Source organism: Acinetobacter sp. UBA6571, from assembly GCF_002434085.1.
GTDB lineage: Bacteria > Pseudomonadota > Gammaproteobacteria > Pseudomonadales > Moraxellaceae > Acinetobacter > Acinetobacter radioresistens.
In genome coordinates, this window is record NZ_DJJJ01000031.1 from 29,790 (window position 1) to 46,264 (window position 16,475).

General features: G+C 43.6%; 13 protein-coding genes. 8 read left to right on the forward strand and 5 right to left on the reverse strand.

Going from position 1 to position 16,475, the window contains the following annotated elements:
- Positions 1-16: 16 nt before the first annotated feature.
- From dnaA to gyrB, 4 genes are all read left to right on the forward strand, one after another.
- Positions 17-1,399, forward strand: a complete 1,383-nt coding sequence (dnaA, locus tag B3X18_RS05165) for a chromosomal replication initiator protein DnaA (RefSeq protein WP_005017523.1) — start codon at positions 17-19, stop codon at positions 1,397-1,399.
- A 95-nt stretch (positions 1,400-1,494) separates the two neighbouring features.
- Positions 1,495-2,643 carry a DNA polymerase III subunit beta gene (gene dnaN, locus B3X18_RS05170; RefSeq protein ID WP_005017521.1) on the forward strand — a complete coding sequence of 383 codons (1,149 nt, stop codon included), beginning with the start codon at positions 1,495-1,497 and terminating at the stop codon, positions 2,641-2,643.
- 15 nt (positions 2,644-2,658) lie between these two features.
- Positions 2,659-3,741 carry a DNA replication/repair protein RecF gene (recF, locus tag B3X18_RS05175; RefSeq protein WP_034688468.1) on the forward strand — a complete coding sequence of 361 codons (1,083 nt, stop codon included), beginning with the start codon at positions 2,659-2,661 and terminating at the stop codon, positions 3,739-3,741.
- A 45-nt stretch (positions 3,742-3,786) separates the two neighbouring features.
- Positions 3,787-6,255: a DNA topoisomerase (ATP-hydrolyzing) subunit B gene (gene gyrB / locus B3X18_RS05180; RefSeq protein WP_034680107.1), complete on the forward strand. Its 2,469-nt coding sequence runs from the start codon at positions 3,787-3,789 to the stop codon at positions 6,253-6,255.
- Positions 6,256-6,309: 54 nt separating this feature from the next.
- On the opposite strand, the gene B3X18_RS05185 is transcribed toward gyrB, so the two are convergent.
- From B3X18_RS05185 to B3X18_RS05195, 3 genes are all read right to left on the reverse strand, one after another.
- Positions 6,310-7,473 (reverse strand): zinc-dependent alcohol dehydrogenase, encoded by a 1,164-nt coding sequence (locus tag B3X18_RS05185; RefSeq protein WP_005017515.1) that lies wholly within the window; start codon positions 7,471-7,473, stop codon positions 6,310-6,312.
- 315 nt (positions 7,474-7,788) lie between these two features.
- Entirely contained in the window at positions 7,789-8,034 is a 246-nt protein-coding gene (locus B3X18_RS05190; protein ID WP_034688470.1) for a DUF2171 domain-containing protein, read from the reverse strand.
- Between the two features lie 281 nt (positions 8,035-8,315).
- Complete coding sequence (locus tag B3X18_RS05195; protein ID WP_034688472.1) at positions 8,316-10,250, reverse strand: ATP-binding cassette domain-containing protein; 1,935 nt, start codon at positions 10,248-10,250, stop codon at positions 8,316-8,318.
- Between the two features lie 223 nt (positions 10,251-10,473).
- Between B3X18_RS05195 and B3X18_RS05200 the strand changes: the two genes are divergently transcribed.
- From B3X18_RS05200 to erpA, 4 genes are all read left to right on the forward strand, one after another.
- Positions 10,474-11,481 (forward strand): putative solute-binding protein, encoded by a 1,008-nt coding sequence (locus B3X18_RS05200; protein WP_034688474.1) that lies wholly within the window; start codon positions 10,474-10,476, stop codon positions 11,479-11,481.
- A gap of 197 nt (positions 11,482-11,678) precedes the next feature.
- Entirely contained in the window at positions 11,679-12,686 is a 1,008-nt protein-coding gene (locus B3X18_RS05205; RefSeq protein WP_005017500.1) for a putative solute-binding protein, read from the forward strand.
- 132 nt (positions 12,687-12,818) lie between these two features.
- On the forward strand, positions 12,819-13,823 hold the full coding sequence (locus B3X18_RS05210) for a putative solute-binding protein (protein WP_005405778.1): 1,005 nt from the start codon (positions 12,819-12,821) through the stop codon (positions 13,821-13,823).
- A gap of 124 nt (positions 13,824-13,947) precedes the next feature.
- Complete coding sequence (gene erpA, locus B3X18_RS05215; protein ID WP_005017496.1) at positions 13,948-14,283, forward strand: iron-sulfur cluster insertion protein ErpA; 336 nt, start codon at positions 13,948-13,950, stop codon at positions 14,281-14,283.
- Between the two features lie 52 nt (positions 14,284-14,335).
- Here the strand turns inward: erpA and B3X18_RS05220 are convergent, their stop codons facing one another.
- Both B3X18_RS05220 and B3X18_RS05225 read right to left on the reverse strand, forming a co-directional pair.
- A complete protein-coding gene (locus B3X18_RS05220) occupies positions 14,336-15,181 on the reverse strand; it encodes an alpha/beta fold hydrolase (protein WP_034683466.1) in 846 nt (281 codons plus the stop codon).
- Positions 15,182-15,294: 113 nt separating this feature from the next.
- Positions 15,295-16,425 (reverse strand): anhydro-N-acetylmuramic acid kinase, encoded by a 1,131-nt coding sequence (locus tag B3X18_RS05225; protein ID WP_286935170.1) that lies wholly within the window; start codon positions 16,423-16,425, stop codon positions 15,295-15,297.
- Between the last annotated feature and the right edge of the window lie 50 nt (positions 16,426-16,475).

The following is a 16,475-nucleotide window of genomic DNA, read 5'->3' on the forward strand; positions in this document are numbered from 1 at the left end:
AAGATAGGGGATTCACATGCTTTGGACGGACTGCTTAACTCGCTTGCGACAAGAGCTCTCTGATAATATCTTTGCGATGTGGATTCGTCCTCTGGTGGCTGAAGAACTGGAGGATACTTTACGTTTATATGCGCCTAATCCTTATTGGACCCGATATATTCAAGAGCATCATCTGGAATTAATCACAATTCTAGCTGAACAAATGTCGGAAGGCCGTGTACGTAAGGTTGAGATTTTAGTAGATTCCCGGCCCGGCGCTATTTTATCAGCAGCAGAGCAGCCAGCCACCACTACGGCTGCATTAGAGCACCCGGCTTCTATGCCGGTATCGCGTCCTAAAAAGGAAAAAGAAGCTGAACCGGCCAAACAGAATAAGAAGCGTCTTTTAAATCCACTTTTCACTTTCGCACTTTTTGTAGAAGGGCGCTCTAACCAGATGGCAGCAGAAACGTGCCGCAAAGTACTGACACAGCTTGGTGCATCCCAGCATAATCCCTTGTTTTTGTATGGACCTACCGGTTTGGGTAAAACACACCTGATGCAGGCTGTCGGTAATGCGCTATTACAGGCCAAACCCAATGCACGTGTCATGTATATGACTGCAGAAAGTTTTGTACAGGATTTTGTCAGTTCTTTACAGCGTGGCAAGGTGGAAGAATTCAAAAAGAACTGTCGTTCCTTGGATTTATTATTGGTCGATGACATTCATCTTTTAGCGGGTAAAGAGGCAAGTCTGGTCGAGTTTTTCTATACCTTTAATGCTTTATTGGATGAATCCAAGCAGATTATTTTAACTTCAGACCGCTATCCGAAAGAATTGACTGAACTGGATCCACGTTTGGTTTCCCGTTTTTCCTGGGGCTTATCTGTTGGAGTCGAGCCGCCAGATATTGAAACACGGATAGAAATCCTGCTGAAAAAAGCTGAAAGCAATGAGATTGACTTACCCCGTAACTGTGCTTTATTTATTGCACAGCAGGTGGTTGCCAATGTTCGTGAACTTGAAGGCGCCTTAAACAAGGTCGTCGCTATTTCTCGGTTTAAGGGAACCGCAATTGATCTGGACGTGGTACGAGAATCCTTAAAAGATGTTTTGGCGATCCGGGCCCGAACTATTAGTGTAGAAAATATTCAGCGTGTGGTGAGTGAGTATTTTCGTATTCCCCTCAAAGAGCTGGTCGGGCCTAAAAGAACCCGAATTTATGCACGCCCTCGTCAATTAGCAATGGGTTTGGCACGTGAATTAACTGGTGACAGTTTTCCAGAAATTGGCATGGCTTTTGGCGGGCGAGATCATAGTACAGTCATGCATGCCTGCGAAAAAGTCCAGAGCCTCCGTGCTGAAGATCCGATTTTTAATGAGGATTATAAAAACCTGCTGCGCCTGTTGCAGAGTTGATCAATCCGGATTCTTGCAAAGTGCTTGAAACTGCCGCATAGTACACTGCTAAAAATTATTTTTTTATCTGTCTTCAGTTGTTAGAGGAATGAATCGTGCGTTTGAAAATCGCTAAAGAGAGCTTACTCAATGTTCTATCACATGTGGTAGGGGCGGTCGAACGTCGTCATACCCTGAACATTCTTTCAAACGTTAAAATTCAGGCGAGTCCGCAGGCTCTGACAATCACCGGGTCTGACCTGGAAGTTGAGCTGGTGGCCAGTACCGGCTTAAGTGAGGGAGCCTGTTTACAGCCGGGTGAAACTACTGTGCCGGCGCGTAAACTCATGGATATCTGTAAGTCACTACCAAGTGCTGCTTTAATCGATTTACAAATTACTGAAGACCAGCGCTGCATTTTAAAGTCTGGAAATAGCCGTTTTGTACTGGGAACCTTACCTGCTGAAGATTATCCTTTACTTAATCATGACAATAGTCAGGGTACTCAGGTTCAAGTCACCCAGCGTGAACTCAAGCGTCTGTTTGAAAAAACTGCTTTTGCAATGGCAGTGCAGGATGTCCGTTTTTACCTAACCGGCACATTACTGGAAATTGATGAAACTCAATTGCGTGCTGTAACTACCGATGGTCACCGTCTCGCATTGTGTGAAACCTTGGCATCTTCTACCGCTTCCCAGCCAGTGCAGGCAATTGTTCCACGTAAGGCAGTAGCAGAACTGCAACGCCTGCTCAGCATTGAAGATGAACAGCTTACGTTACTGATTGGCCGTGAACTGTTAAATGTTACAATTCAAACCCCAAGCCGTGACAAGGAACAGGGCGAGATTACAGTACGTTTCACGACTAAACTGATTGACGGGAAATTCCCTGATTATCGTCGCGTTATTCCACGTGGTGGTGATAAAACTGTCCAGATCGCGCATGACGTATTTAAACAGTCATTGCAACGGGTGGCGATTCTTAGTAATGAAAAATTGCGTGGTGTATTCCTCAATTTTAATGCAGATTCATTACAGCTTCGAGCCAACAACCCGGAGCAGGATGAAGCGATTGAGGATCTGGCTATTCAATATAATAACTCTCCGCTAGAAATGTCTTTTAATGCACAATATCTGCTTGAAGTGCTGAACGTACTAGATGGCGATGATGTTGTTATGACCATGACTGAAGCCAATCAGTCTGTGCTGGTGCAAGACCCTGCCCAGCAGGACCAGACTTATGTTGTCATGCCAATGCGTGTCTAGACTTAAAGCTATTTTATGTATATTACGCGTTTAAATATCGAACGTGTCCGGAACCTTTCAGCGGTTGCACTCTCTGAGTTGCAGCCGTTTAATGTTTTTTACGGGGCCAATGGTTCAGGCAAAACCTCGATTCTTGAGGCGATTCATTTGCTGGCCACAGGCCGCTCTTTTCGAACTTATATTCCCAAACACTACATTCAGAGTGGTGCTTCAGACACGATTGTATTTGCACAGTCTGCTACCGAGAAAATTGGCATGCAAAAAATGCTCTCGGGTGAGCAGATAATTAAAGTGAATGGCGATACGGTCGCAACTCAGGGTCAGCTTGCTAAAATGCTGGCATTACAATATATCGACCCACTCAGTACGGATATCATTGACCATGGAGCCAAACCGCGGCGACAGTTACTGGACTGGCTGATGTTCCACGTGGAACCTGAATTTTATCAGACATGGCAATATTATTCTCGCGCACTCAAGCAGCGTAACAGTCTGCTTAAATCCCGCCAAACTCTAAGTGTGGATGAGCTTGATCCATGGAACAAGATGTTGGCCAATTATGGTGAATTGCTCCATGCTCAACGTTCACAGGTGATGGAGCAATGGAAGATTTATTTTAAACAGGATTTAAGCCAGCTTTTACCTGATCTGGAGATTGAGCTAGACTATGTATCCGGTTTTCATAGTGAGCAGGGGCTTTATCAGGACCTGACGTTATATCATCAGAAAGACCTGGATAGACGCTATACCGAGTATGGACCACACCGGGCAGACCTGCGCTTGAAAACACCACTTGGAGATGCGGATAACATTCTTTCAAGAGGACAAAAAAAACTATTAATTATGGCCTTAAAACTCTCTCAGATTGCAATGTTGCATGCGAGCAATAAGGAAACTGTGGTATTATTAGATGATCTGACGGCAGAATTAGATTTAACCGCACAACAACGTTTAATTGAGCGATTGAGCCAACTTGGTAGTCAAGTTTTTATTACCACTCTAGAGCATAAATCGGTACAGCAGCATTTGCATGATCTGTCTATTTCCTATCAATTATTCCATGTTGAACACGGTCAAGTCAGTGTCGTTCAGCAATGATTTAACCCATCTTTGGATTGATCCATTTTACACTAGGGAGAAACCATGAGTTCAGAATCTCAATCTGCCTCTCCAACAGAACACACCCAAGAAAAGGCTTATGATTCCTCTAGTATCAAGGTATTACGTGGCCTAGACGCAGTGCGTAAACGTCCTGGTATGTATATTGGTGATACAGACGATGGGACAGGGCTGCACCATATGGTATTCGAGGTGGTCGATAACTCGATTGATGAAGCACTGGCTGGACACTGTGATGAAATTCTGGTGACCATTCATGAAGATGAATCTGTGAGCGTATCTGACAATGGCCGGGGTATTCCAACCGATATCCATCCGGAAGAGGGTGTCTCTGCTGCAGAGGTAATCCTGACAATTTTGCATGCGGGCGGCAAGTTTGATGATAACAGTTATAAAGTCTCTGGTGGCCTGCACGGTGTAGGTGTATCGGTTGTTAATGCTTTGTCGAGCAAGCTTGAGCTGACTGTACAGCGTGCAGGACAGATACATGAGCAGGAATACCAGCACGGTGTACCTCAGTATCCGTTACGTGTCGTGGGACAAACTGAACGTACAGGTACTAAAGTCCGTTTCTGGCCGAGTGCTGAAACCTTTAGCCAGACTATTTTTAATGTCGATATTCTGGCACGCCGTCTGCGTGAGCTGTCCTTTCTAAATGCCGGTGTCCGTATTGTTCTGCGCGATGAACGCATTAACCTTGAACATGTATTTGACTATGAAGGTGGTCTGTCCGAATTTGTTAAATATATCAATGAAGGTAAAAATCACCTGAATGAAATTTTCCATTTCACCACTCAGGCTGAAAATGGAATTGGTGTTGAAGTGGCGTTGCAGTGGAATGATTCTTATCAGGAAAATGTACGCTGCTTTACCAATAATATTCCGCAAAAAGATGGTGGTACCCATCTGGCTGGTTTCCGCGCAGCACTAACCCGTGGCCTGAACAGCTATCTTGAGAATGAGAATATTCTTAAGAAAGAAAAAGTTGCAGTAACAGGGGATGATGCACGTGAGGGACTGACTGCTATTGTGTCAGTTAAAGTTCCAGATCCTAAGTTTTCTTCGCAAACCAAAGAAAAATTGGTGTCCAGTGAAGTTAAACCGGCAGTCGAACAGGCGATGAATAAGGCGTTCTCTGAATATTTGCTTGAGAACCCGGCAGCAGCCAAGTCTATTGCAGGTAAAATTATTGATGCAGCACGTGCCCGTGATGCAGCACGTAAAGCCCGTGAAATGACACGCCGTAAAAGTGCACTGGATATTGCCGGCTTACCTGGAAAACTGGCTGATTGTCAGGAAAAAGATCCCGCCTTGTCTGAGCTGTTTCTAGTCGAGGGTGATTCGGCAGGCGGTTCTGCCAAGCAGGGCCGTAACCGTAAAATGCAGGCGATTTTACCGTTAAAGGGTAAAATTCTAAATGTAGAGCGTGCCCGTTTTGACCGGATGATTTCTTCTGCTGAGGTCGGTACACTGATTACGGCATTAGGCTGTGGTATTGGACGTGAGGAATATAATCCGGACAAGCTGCGTTATCATAAGATTGTGATCATGACAGATGCTGATGTCGACGGTTCACATATTCGTACGTTACTGTTGACATTCTTCTTCCGTCAAATGCCTGAACTGGTAGAACGGGGTCATATTTATATTGCTCAGCCGCCTTTATATAAACTGAAAAAAGGCAAGCAGGAACAGTATATTAAAGATAATGATGCTCTGGAAACCTATCTGATTTCCAATGCAATTGATGATCTGTCTCTGCATGTCAGTGCCGATGCGCCAGCAATTAATGGACAGGCATTGGCTCAGGTGATTCAGGATTACCAGGTTTCACAAAAGAGTCTGCACCGATTAACCTTGCGTTATCCTGCGACCTTGCTTGATGGTCTCTTGGCGCTAGAAGCTTTTAAAATGGACCAGAACCATGATGAAAGTTATGTCCAGCAATGGGGTGAACAGTTACGTTCACGTATTGCAGACATGCAGTCTAGCTTACGTCCTGAATTGAGTCTTGAAAAATTTGAACGTATTGATGCAGATGGTCAGTCCTCGGCGCTTTACTGGCCACGGATCACTGTTTATGTGCATAACTTGCCACATCATTATCTGCTTGATGCCGGATTGCTGGGCTCTGCCGAATATGCCCGACTGCTCAAGAATTCAAGAAGCTGGTTCAGCCTGATTGAAGAGGGTGCTTATCTTGAAAAAGGTGAGCGTCGTGTACAGGTCAGTAATTTCCATCAGGTCTGGCAGTTCATCTTGCAGGACTCACGCCGTGGCATGATGATTCAGCGTTATAAAGGTCTGGGTGAGATGAATGCCGAGCAGCTCTGGGAAACCACGATGGACCCGGAAAATCGTAATATGCTGCAAGTGACTATTGATGATGCAATTGAAGCAGACCGTATGTTCTCTTGCCTGATGGGAGACGATGTCGAGCCACGTCGTGCATTTATTGAAGAAAATGCATTGAATGCCGATATTGATGCTTAATCTCATCACTGCTCAATAAAAAAGCGCCAGAAGGCGCTTTTTTATATCTTATTATTAAGGAGTAAGGATTACCTTACGACAGTCTTCTTCACGTTTATCAAATATACGATAGCCTTCAGCGGCTTCAGACAGGTTCATACGGTGGGTAATAATTACTTCTGGGGAAAGGTCACCATTTTCAATAAATTCCAGTAATTGTGGCAGGAACTTATGTACATGGGTTTGTCCCATCTTAAAGGTTAAGCCTTTATCGAATGCATCACCGAACAGGAAGCCATGAATTGGTCCTGCATAAACACCCGGTACGCTTACTACGCCGCCACGACGTACAGCTGCAATACATTGACGTAATGCAGCGCCACTCGAACCTTCAAGCTTCAAGTTGGTCATGACGGTTTCTAGCATGCTGCCCTTGGCTTCAAAACCGATAGCATCAATTACCCCATCTACACCACGGTAGCCCGGCGTATTGCTAATAATAAATTCAGCTGCATCGACTTCATCAAAATTAACCGGAATGGCACCATAGGTGTCCCTTGCATATTGTAGACGGTAATTATGGTGGTCTACCATAAAGATAAGTTCGGCACCCAGCATACGTGCACAGGCGGCCGAGAGCAGGCCTACCGGTCCTGCACCATAAATTGCAACACTTGATCCCTTACCAATTTTGGCATTGGTGACTGCTTGCCAGGCAGTAGGCAAAATATCAGTCAAAAATAAAACTTTTTCATCAGATAAAGAACCTGGTACTTTAAATGGCCCTACGTTTCCTTTAGGAATACGTACATATTCAGCTTGCCCACCTGGAACTCCACCATATAAATGGCTATAGCCGAACAGCGCAGCACCTGGCGGAATCTGCTTTTTATTTAAGATAGCACCCCGACCCGTATTTGTATTTTCACAGGCCGCAGTCAGATCATGTTCACAAAAGAAGCAGCTACCACAGGCAATCACAAAAGGAATAATTACCCGGTCGCCTTTTTTTACTTCAGTGACTGCCGGACCAACTTCCTCTACTACACCCATAAATTCGTGGCCAAAGATATCACCATCTTTAGTGGCCGGAATTTTACCTCGATATAAATGCAGGTCAGAACCACAAATTGCAGTTGCAGTAACTCGCAAAATAACGTCATCCGGTTCTTGAATGATCGGATCAGGAACAGATTCTACCCGGACATCCCGAGCACCATGATATGTAAGAGCGCGCATTCTTATTTCCTCTCTGGTTTATTTTTAGAGTCAGCAGAATCATGTAAAAATTTTGTTGAGTAAGAAAACTGACCTGTCATTCATAATGCAGCGTCATGAGGTAAGCTTATGTATAAAAAAACAATTTAGCCTGTTGAAAAAATGTACATATACAAGGCTTAGGTAAAATAATGTTGATTTAAAGTAGCAATTAACCGAAATGATTCTTTACATTTTAAAATTAATTATTTTTATTTTAAAAAAATATTTTTAAATAAAATAAAAGGATTACCTTTAAATAGAGTAATCCTTTTATTAATATAATGTTAAATTATATTATACAGCTTGCCATTGCTGTTTTGCTTCATTGGCTGTCAGGTTTAAAATTACCTGATTATTGCTGACTTCCTGTACCCAAGTCAGAGGAATTAAATGATGTTTTCCATCACTGTCTTCATCATTCTTGATAAGTTTTAGTTGATCTTCACCTTCTAGGTGGTCAACACGGCCTACATGTTCGTTATCTGAACCTAAAACTTCTGCATGTTGAGTAATTTGACTGAGATCGATACCTGTTGCCATGCTTCTTTCTCCTTTACTTATATAGTTTAAGTCATTTAGATTATTCAAAAATAAAAAATATTTATGAATAATCTCTATCTCTAGTATTATTCAGATATGAATAATTAATTTAAATAATTTAGAGGATTAAAAATAATAAAGAAATCTTTTTAGGTAATACTTATGTAAGGTTTATTAATAAAATATAAAGTTATTATAAAACTGTAGCAAAAATGATTTTAAAATTAATTTTTTAAGAATATAACCTGATTTTATTTAAAATCAGGTTATATAGAATTAGATTACTGAAATGATTGTTCCAGCTCTTCAAGCTCCATCATTAGTTCCAGAAGCTGTTCTTCTGCCTTGGCTAAAGCGAGCTTGAGTTCTGTCTGTTCATTCATCAGTTTAAGCAGATCATTCTTGCGGTCATTATGATAGAGCGATGAATCACCTAGTTCGGTTTCAAGTGTCTCAAGACGCGGCTGTAATTTTTCAATACGGGCTTCGCATTGTTCGATTTTCTTGCGGACCGGGCGAGTTATATCACGACGGCGTGCAGCTTCTTTACGCTGTGCTTCTTTATCAACTTTGGAAATGGCAGGTACATCCACAACTACAGATTGGATTGGTGCAGCAGGCTGCTGGCCCTGTTTCATGATTTGTGTACGGGTCTGACGTAGCCAGTTAGCATAATCCTGAAGGTCTCCTTCAAACTCGGTCATACGACCGTCATGTACCAGTAATAACTCGTCACAAACACTAGCAATCAGCTGTCGCTCATGTGATACCAGAACTACCGCACCCTGAAAGTCCTGTAAAGCCATAGTTAATGCGTGACGCATATCCAGGTCTAGATGGTTGGTTGGTTCGTCAAGGATCAGGACATTTGGACGCTGCCAGACAATTAGAGCCAGAGCCAAGCGGGCCCGTTCTCCACCCGAAAAACTTTCACTGGGTGTATCCATACGTTCGCCACTAAAACCAAAGCTACCTAAAAAAGAGCGCAGGCTGGCCTCACTGATTTTCTTGTCGGCAATTCGTGCCAGTTGCAGCATAGGACTGGCCTGGCCATCTAAGGCATCCATCTGGTGCTGGGCAAAATAGCCAATATTGAGCAGTTCTGAAGGATGACGTAAACCTTTAAGTAGGGGGAGATCACCTACGAGTGATTTAATCAGAGTAGATTTACCTGCTCCGTTCATTCCCAGCAGGCCAATACGGCTTGAAGGCGTAATCTGAATCTGGATATTGGTGGCAATCAGTTTTTCCCCATAACCAATATCCGCATGTTCTAATGTCAGTAGGGGTGAACTCATTTTGCTAGGTTCACGAAAACTGAACGTAAAGGGCGTATCGACATGGGCAGCCGAAAGTTCCTGCATTCGCTCCAGTTGCTTGATTCGACTCTGTGCCTGACGTGCTTTGGTGGCCTGTGCCTTAAAACGGTCAATATATTTTTGCAGGTGTGCGCGGGTTTCCAGCTGTTTTTCATAAGCCTGTTGCTGCTGGGCCAGACGTTCACTACGGGTCCGTTCAAAAGTGGAATAATTTCCGGTATATAAAGTAAGCTCCTGATTTTCAATATGCAGGATATGATCAGTGACAGCATCAAGAAAATCACGGTCGTGTGAGATTAGGACCAAAGTACCTTCATAGGCATTTAACCAGTCTTCCAGCCATAAAATGGCATCAAGGTCCAAGTGGTTAGTCGGTTCATCCAGCAAAAGCAGGTCTGAGCGGCTCATCAGGGTACGGGCCAGATTCAGACGCATACGCCATCCCCCAGAAAAACTGGATACTGCCAGTTTTAGCTGATATTCGAAAAAGCCCAGACCTGCCATAAGCTGTGCTGCCTTGGCAGGAGCCGAATAACCATTAATCTCGTCAAAGCGGCCATGTAAATGGGCAATATCATGATCAGATAGCTGGTCGGACTGTTCCAGTTTTGCCTGAATTTCCCAATATTCTTCATCACCTGATAATACAAAATCCAGTGCTGCCATATCCAGTGCTTCGACTTCCTGTGCCATATGAGCAACTGTCCATACCGCAGGACGGCTTAGAGAACCTTCATCGGCCGACATATTGCCGAGCAATGCCGAAAACAGAGTAGATTTACCGGCGCCGTTAACTCCGGTCAGACCAATCTTCCAGCCTGGATGCAGTTGCATGCTCGCTTTTTTAAAGAGTATACGGCCACCGCGGCGAATCGAAAGTTGGTCAAGCTGAATCATGAATACGCAAATCTATTATCAGAGGTAGGCCATTTTAAAGGATATCTGCCAGGAAAAACAAAAAATCACCTGTCTCTGCAAAAGAATATGAATTTCATCTAATAATTTGACTCAACACAAAAACACTTTATCGGAAATTAGAGTGAATGCTCTATTTTTGTACAGTTAAGCTGTTTATAGTGATAAAGCCCTCATTTAAACAATAAGACTCAGGATGAATAAGATGAATAAGGGAAAAATTCTGTTAGCTGCTGCTTCACTTTTTTTATTTGCTCATTCAGCCCAAGCCAAAGTAGATATCTGTGTTTTTGATTTGCTGGGCAAAGCTGGCGAGTCCTATAAATTGATGGAAGACTGGCTGCTGGCTTCCAAGAACTGGAATGCTGATGTCGGACTAAAAATTGTAGCAGATGAGGCACAGGCAGAGCGTGAGTTTCGAGCTGGAAATTGTGATGGTGTGTATATGACTTCTATTCGTGCTCGTGCTTTTAACAAATTTGCTGGTTCAATTGATGCCCTAGGTGGGGTACCTAGTAATGCAATAGCCCAAAAGGCCATCAGCTATGCTCTGGATCAGCGTAATAGTAAACGTCTGGTGAGCAGACTGGAGGGACAGGTATATGAAGTTGCCGGAATCGGTCAGCTCGGCGCAGCTTATATTTTTGTAAAAGACCGTAATATTAATACAGTTGAAAAAATCGCCAAGAAAAAATTTGCAGTTCTTGGGCATGATGCTGCTCAACGGATCATGGTACAGCGTATTAATGCCAAGCCGGTGGCCTCAGAAATTTCGAATTTTGTTAGTAAATTCAATAATGGACAGGCGGATATTGTTGCAGCGCCTGCGTATGCTTACCGGCCTTTGGAAATTTATAAAGGCATGGGTCCAAACGGTGCCATGATCAATTTCCCGGTAGTCAATGTTACTGCAGACCTGATTATCCGGCCAGATAAATTTCCACAGGACTTTGCTGCCAAGTCACGTCAATGGTTCTTAAAACAGTTGCCTCGCAGCATGGCTATGGTACAACGCCTTGAAGCAGGCATTCCTGCAAAATTACGAATTCAGCTGTCCATTGAAGACCGTACTGCTTATCAACGTTTATTACGTGAAGGCCGCATCGATTTGACCCGTCAGGGCATTTATGATGAGACCATGATGCGTGTGTTAAAAAGGGCGCGCTGCACAGTAGAGCGGACTAACTTTGAGTGTTCACTTTCGGGCGAATAATACAAAATGACAGTTTTATAGCTATTGATTTCCTGAATATAAGTATAGATAGAAAATTTTAATTACTTAAAAAATGCAGAGATAGATCACAATTTAAAAAAATGGAGCAAATACTCTATTTTTTTTAAATAAAGCTGGGTAATATCTTGCAATGTAAGGGAAGTTCGAGAATAAAATCTCAAAAAAGGAAGAAAACAATGAAAAGAATAGTACTGACTGCTGTTACCACTGCACTTTTAGGTCTGGCAGGCACTGCTCAGGCCAAAGTAGATGTTTGCGTCTTCGATTTACTGGGTAAATCTGGTGAATCCTACAAAATGATGGAAGAGTGGGCATTGGCTGCAAAATCCTGGAAAGCAGATATTAACCTGGTTCCACGTCAGGATGAAGCTGTAGCGGACAGTGATTTCAAGGCAGGTAAATGTGATGCAGTTTTTATGACTTCAATGCGCGCCCGTCCGTATAACAAATTCGTGGGTTCTATTGATGCCTTGGGTGCTGTGCCAAGTAATGCTGTGGCCCAACGTGCAATCTCTTATGTACTGGATGCCCGTAATGCCGGCAAAATGACTACAACTCTGGGTGGCAATAAATATGAAGTTGCCGGTGTATCACCTTTAGGTTCAGCTTATATCTTTGTACGTGATAAAAATATTAATTCTGTTGAGAAAGCAGCAGGTAAGAAGTTTGCAGTACTGGGCTATGACAATGCCCAGAAAATTATGGTACAGCGTATTGGAGCACAGGCAGTCCTGTCTGATGTATCTAACTTTGTGGCCAAATTTAATAATGGCCAGGTCGATATGGTCGGTGCGCCGGCTTATGCTTATAAACCTTTGGAAATTTATAAAGGTCTGGGCAGTAATGGCGCGATGATGAATTTCCCGGTATTACAGGTAACCGCTGATCTGGTCCTGCGAGCCGATAAATTCCCGGCTGGTTTTGGTCAGCAATCACGTACCTGGTTTGCCAAACAGCTACCAAAAAGCTTTTCAATGATTCAGCGTTTAGAAGCCGGTATTCCGGGTAAATATAAAATGAATCTAAGTGCTGAAGACAAGCTTAAATACCAGAAGATGTTACGTGATGGCCGTATGGATTTAACCAGACAGGGTATTTATGACAAAAATATGATGGCAGTATTGAAGAAAGCTCGCTGTGCAGTCGATAAAGCCAACTTCGAATGCTCTATGGCAGGCGAATAAATTATAGAAGTTAAAAAGCCTGGCTATAAACCGGGCTTTTTTGTCTGTATTTTTATAGGCATGTAAGGTCAGTACTCAGCTGCCAGATAGAAAACAGAAAATAAGAAAAAATAAAATTAAAAGGATAAAATTATGCAATGGACTAAAGCACTTGTGCTGGGTGCAGGAATATTAATGGCAGCAGAAGCAGCTCAGGCAAAACAGGTTTTTTGTGTTTTTGATCTGGTCGGTAAAAATGGCGATGTATATGCTTTGATGAAAGACTATCAGCTTGCTGCTAAAAACTGGGGGGCAGATATCGAACTGCGTGTAGGCCAGAATGAGGCAGTGATTGCTGAAGATTTTAAAGCCGGGAAATGTGACGGAATTAGTGTCACCGGTATGCGCGGCCGACAGTTTAATAAATTTACCGGTTCTCTAGATGCAATCGGAGCTATTCCGGACCTTAAGTTGGCTGTTAAGGTTATGCAAGGCTTAGCCAGCCCGACTTTTGCTAAATATATGACCAATAGTAAATATGAAGTTGCAGGGGTTATTCCGGTCGGCGATGCATTCTTGATGGTAAATAACCGTAGTATTAATACAGTTGCTAAAGCAGCTGGCAAAAAAATTGCAGTTCTTGATTATGATGAAGCCCAGAAGATTATGGTTCAGCAAATCGGTGCGCAGGCAGTTAGTGCCGATGTAACTAATTTTGGCAGCAAGTTCAATAACCGCCAGGTCGATATTATCGGCGCGCCGGCAGCCGTGTTTAAACCGCTGGAATTACATAAAGGTCTCGGTACCAAAGGCGCTATTGTTAATTATCCAATTCTGCAGGTAACAGGAAACCTGATTATTCGCCCAGACAAGTTCCCCGCAGGCTATGGACAAAAATCGCGGGAATGGGTCAAAACCCAGTTACCACGTGCATTTAGCATTCTTGGAAAAATGAAGGCGGATATTCCACAGAAATACTGGATGAATATACCAGCAGCAGATAAGCCGGGTTACCAGAAACTGATGCGTGAATCACGGATTGACCTGACCAGACGTGGTATTTATGACAAGCGCATGATGAAGCTGTTATGGCAATTCCGCTGTAAAGAAGACCGCAGTAATTTTGAATGCAGCCTACAGGATGAGAACTATAAATAAACCTGATAAAATAACTCAGGATAAACTTTAAAGTTCAGGCGCTGGCCATATATTGAGTATGTTATACTTTAAATATATGGCCTTTGCCTTTTAAGGCAGATGAATTTGTTGAGGAACGCCCAGTATGAATGCCCCAGCTCTTGTGTTGTCAGATAATGCTGCAAATAAAGTGCGCCAACTCCGTGAAAGCGAAGGGAATCAGGATTTAATGTTACGTGTCTATGTAACAGGAGGCGGCTGCTCAGGATTCTCTTACGGTTTTAACTTTGCCGAAAGCATGAATGAAGATGATGCTGAATTTACCAATGGCGATGTAACCATGCTGGTAGATTCACTAAGTTACCAGTATTTGGTAGGTTCAGTGGTTGATTATATTCAGGGACTGGAAGGATCACGTTTTATCGTTGAGAATCCGAATGCTACTACGACCTGCGGTTGCGGATCTTCATTTTCAATCTAGAAGATAACTGTTTAAAAAACCCATCCTGAGATGGGTTTTTTTATCATTGTAGTTAAGCCTGAATCTGCTCCAGGATAAGCTGGCTGACTACAGCAGCTTGCTGCACAGGAAGCCAGTGGTTGGCCTCTAACATGACTTCACGGTACGGCGCCTGTACATAACGCTGGTTTAGTTTAACGCCAGCATCACTAATAGCCACATCCTGGGTACCGCCGATAAACAGAGTAGGGACAGTGACCGGATCGAATCGCTGGAAACGGGCATTGAAAGGTAGTGCCCGATACCAGTTCAGGCTATAACTTAAACGGCCCTGTTCCAGCATTTCTGTTTTGAAAATTTCCAGTTGCTGCTTGGTCATCCCTGAATTTTTAAGTAAACCCAGACCTATTTTTGGAAATTTTTCAAATAATAATTCTGGCAATTTAGGCAGCTGAAATAACCCGATATAATAAGATTTAAATAGCTGGTCCGAGGCAAGCAGGGCACGCAGGAAAGCACCCGGATGAGGTACAGATAACACCACCAGATTTTTTAATTTTTTAGGGTAATGCATAGCGTATTCCCATGCCACAATTGCTCCCCAGTCATGGCCAACCAAATGCACTGGCTGGTTAATCTGGTCAATCAGCAGATCCAGATCTTGAAGTAGCTCCTGCATCCGATAAGCCTGACGTCCTTCAGGGCGTGCATCAAGGCTATAGCCACGCTGGTTCGGTGCAAAGGTACGAAAACCTGCTGCATTGAGCTGAACCCGGACCTGATCCCAGCATTGTGCCGTTTCGGGAAAGCCATGGAGCAGTACCACAGCTTCACCTTCTAGCGGACCGCTATCGATCAGGTCAAAGCTCAGTTCACCACGATGATAACGCTCAAGGCGCTGTTTACTTAAATCAATCATCTTTTTTCTCTTATTGTTACTTTGAATTTTTGTTTAGTCATATATTTTAGTAAAAATCACTGCGGTGTATCTTCACCAGAAGGTATGCTTTAGCTCATTTATAGCTCGTCTAATCAGGTTGCAGTCATACTGCCTAAAATGCGAAAGCCTTGTGCACCGGTAACAGCAGGCAGGTTACCACTTTGCTGCTGTACAAACCGCATAGCAAGCCAAGCAAATGCTGTTGCTTCTACCCAGGTTGGACTAAGGCCCAGACTGTCAGTAGTCTGCACACTCCACTGATGCTTGCGCAGGCGCCAGCGTAACTGGTCTAATAAATGTGCATTGTAAGCACCGCCGCCACATACATATACTTCACCTGTATCCAGTCCTGAACGGTAAATGGCTTTTTTAATTGCCCTTGTAGTCAGCTTTAATAAAGTAGCCTGTACATTTTCAGGTGTATCTTCCAGCTCATTATACCCCAGATCGTCATTACGCCAGTCCTGTATCTGCTCATCCAGCCAGTCCAGATTAAAGTCTTCACGTCCGGTACTTTTTGGAGGTTCTTTCGAGAAATACTCATGCGCTTGCAAGCGTTCCAGTAAAGCACGAATTGGCTGGCCATAAGCAGCCCAACTGCCATTTTCATCATAAGGATGGCCTGTATAACGCTGACACCAGCCATCCATCAGGATATTGGCCGGACCGGTATCAAACCCATAGCCTTTCTCGGGCTGACCAGCGGGTAACAGGCTGACATTGGCAATACCTCCCAGATTTAAAATCACCCGGTGAATTTCAGGATGCTGAAATAGGGCCTGATGAAAAGCCGGCACGAGCGGTGCACCTTGGCCACCGGCTGCCATATCACGACGACGAAAATCAGATACCACTGCAATACCAGTCAGTTCGGCAATAATATGAGGGTCACCAATCTGTAGGGTAAAATGATGTTCAGGACGATGACGAATAGTTTGGCCATGTGAACCGATGGCCCTGATCTGGCTACGGTCCAGAGCATTTTTTTCAATCATCTGGTTAATACCATGACCGATCAGTTGGCCCAGAGCAACATCAGCAGCTCCCATCCGGTCAATTTCATTATCATCTGGCAGGGTTAATGCCATCAGCTCGTCACGTAATTCCGGATCGAATGGTAATGTCAGGGTAGCGTGGAGCCGGAGAGGATCAAAAGAAGCAGCAACGATATCGACACCATCCATGCTGGTGCCGGTCATTACCCCGATATAGATCGCTGTCATGATGATTCTTAAGCCTGCAATGTGCTGAAAAAGTGTTAGTATATCTCACA

What these genes read in the sequence shown, in the direction of transcription:
- dnaA (WP_005017523.1), top strand. Translation starts at nt 17, where the DNA reads ATGCTTTGGACGGACTGCTTAACTCGCTTGCGACAAGAGCTCTCTGAT.
- recF (WP_034688468.1), top strand. Translation starts at nt 2,659, where the DNA reads ATGTATATTACGCGTTTAAATATCGAACGTGTCCGGAACCTTTCAGCG.
- gyrB (WP_034680107.1), top strand. Translation starts at nt 3,787, where the DNA reads ATGAGTTCAGAATCTCAATCTGCCTCTCCAACAGAACACACCCAAGAA.
- B3X18_RS05185 (WP_005017515.1), bottom strand. Translation starts at nt 7,473, where the DNA reads ATGCGCGCTCTTACATATCATGGTGCTCGGGATGTCCGGGTAGAATCT.
- B3X18_RS05190 (WP_034688470.1), bottom strand. Translation starts at nt 8,034, where the DNA reads ATGGCAACAGGTATCGATCTCAGTCAAATTACTCAACATGCAGAAGTT.
- B3X18_RS05195 (WP_034688472.1), bottom strand. Translation starts at nt 10,250, where the DNA reads ATGATTCAGCTTGACCAACTTTCGATTCGCCGCGGTGGCCGTATACTC.
- B3X18_RS05200 (WP_034688474.1), top strand. Translation starts at nt 10,474, where the DNA reads ATGAATAAGGGAAAAATTCTGTTAGCTGCTGCTTCACTTTTTTTATTT.
- B3X18_RS05205 (WP_005017500.1), top strand. Translation starts at nt 11,679, where the DNA reads ATGAAAAGAATAGTACTGACTGCTGTTACCACTGCACTTTTAGGTCTG.
- B3X18_RS05210 (WP_005405778.1), top strand. Translation starts at nt 12,819, where the DNA reads ATGCAATGGACTAAAGCACTTGTGCTGGGTGCAGGAATATTAATGGCA.
- erpA (WP_005017496.1), top strand. Translation starts at nt 13,948, where the DNA reads ATGAATGCCCCAGCTCTTGTGTTGTCAGATAATGCTGCAAATAAAGTG.
- B3X18_RS05220 (WP_034683466.1), bottom strand. Translation starts at nt 15,181, where the DNA reads ATGATTGATTTAAGTAAACAGCGCCTTGAGCGTTATCATCGTGGTGAA.
- B3X18_RS05225 (WP_286935170.1), bottom strand. Translation starts at nt 16,425, where the DNA reads ATGACAGCGATCTATATCGGGGTAATGACCGGCACCAGCATGGATGGT.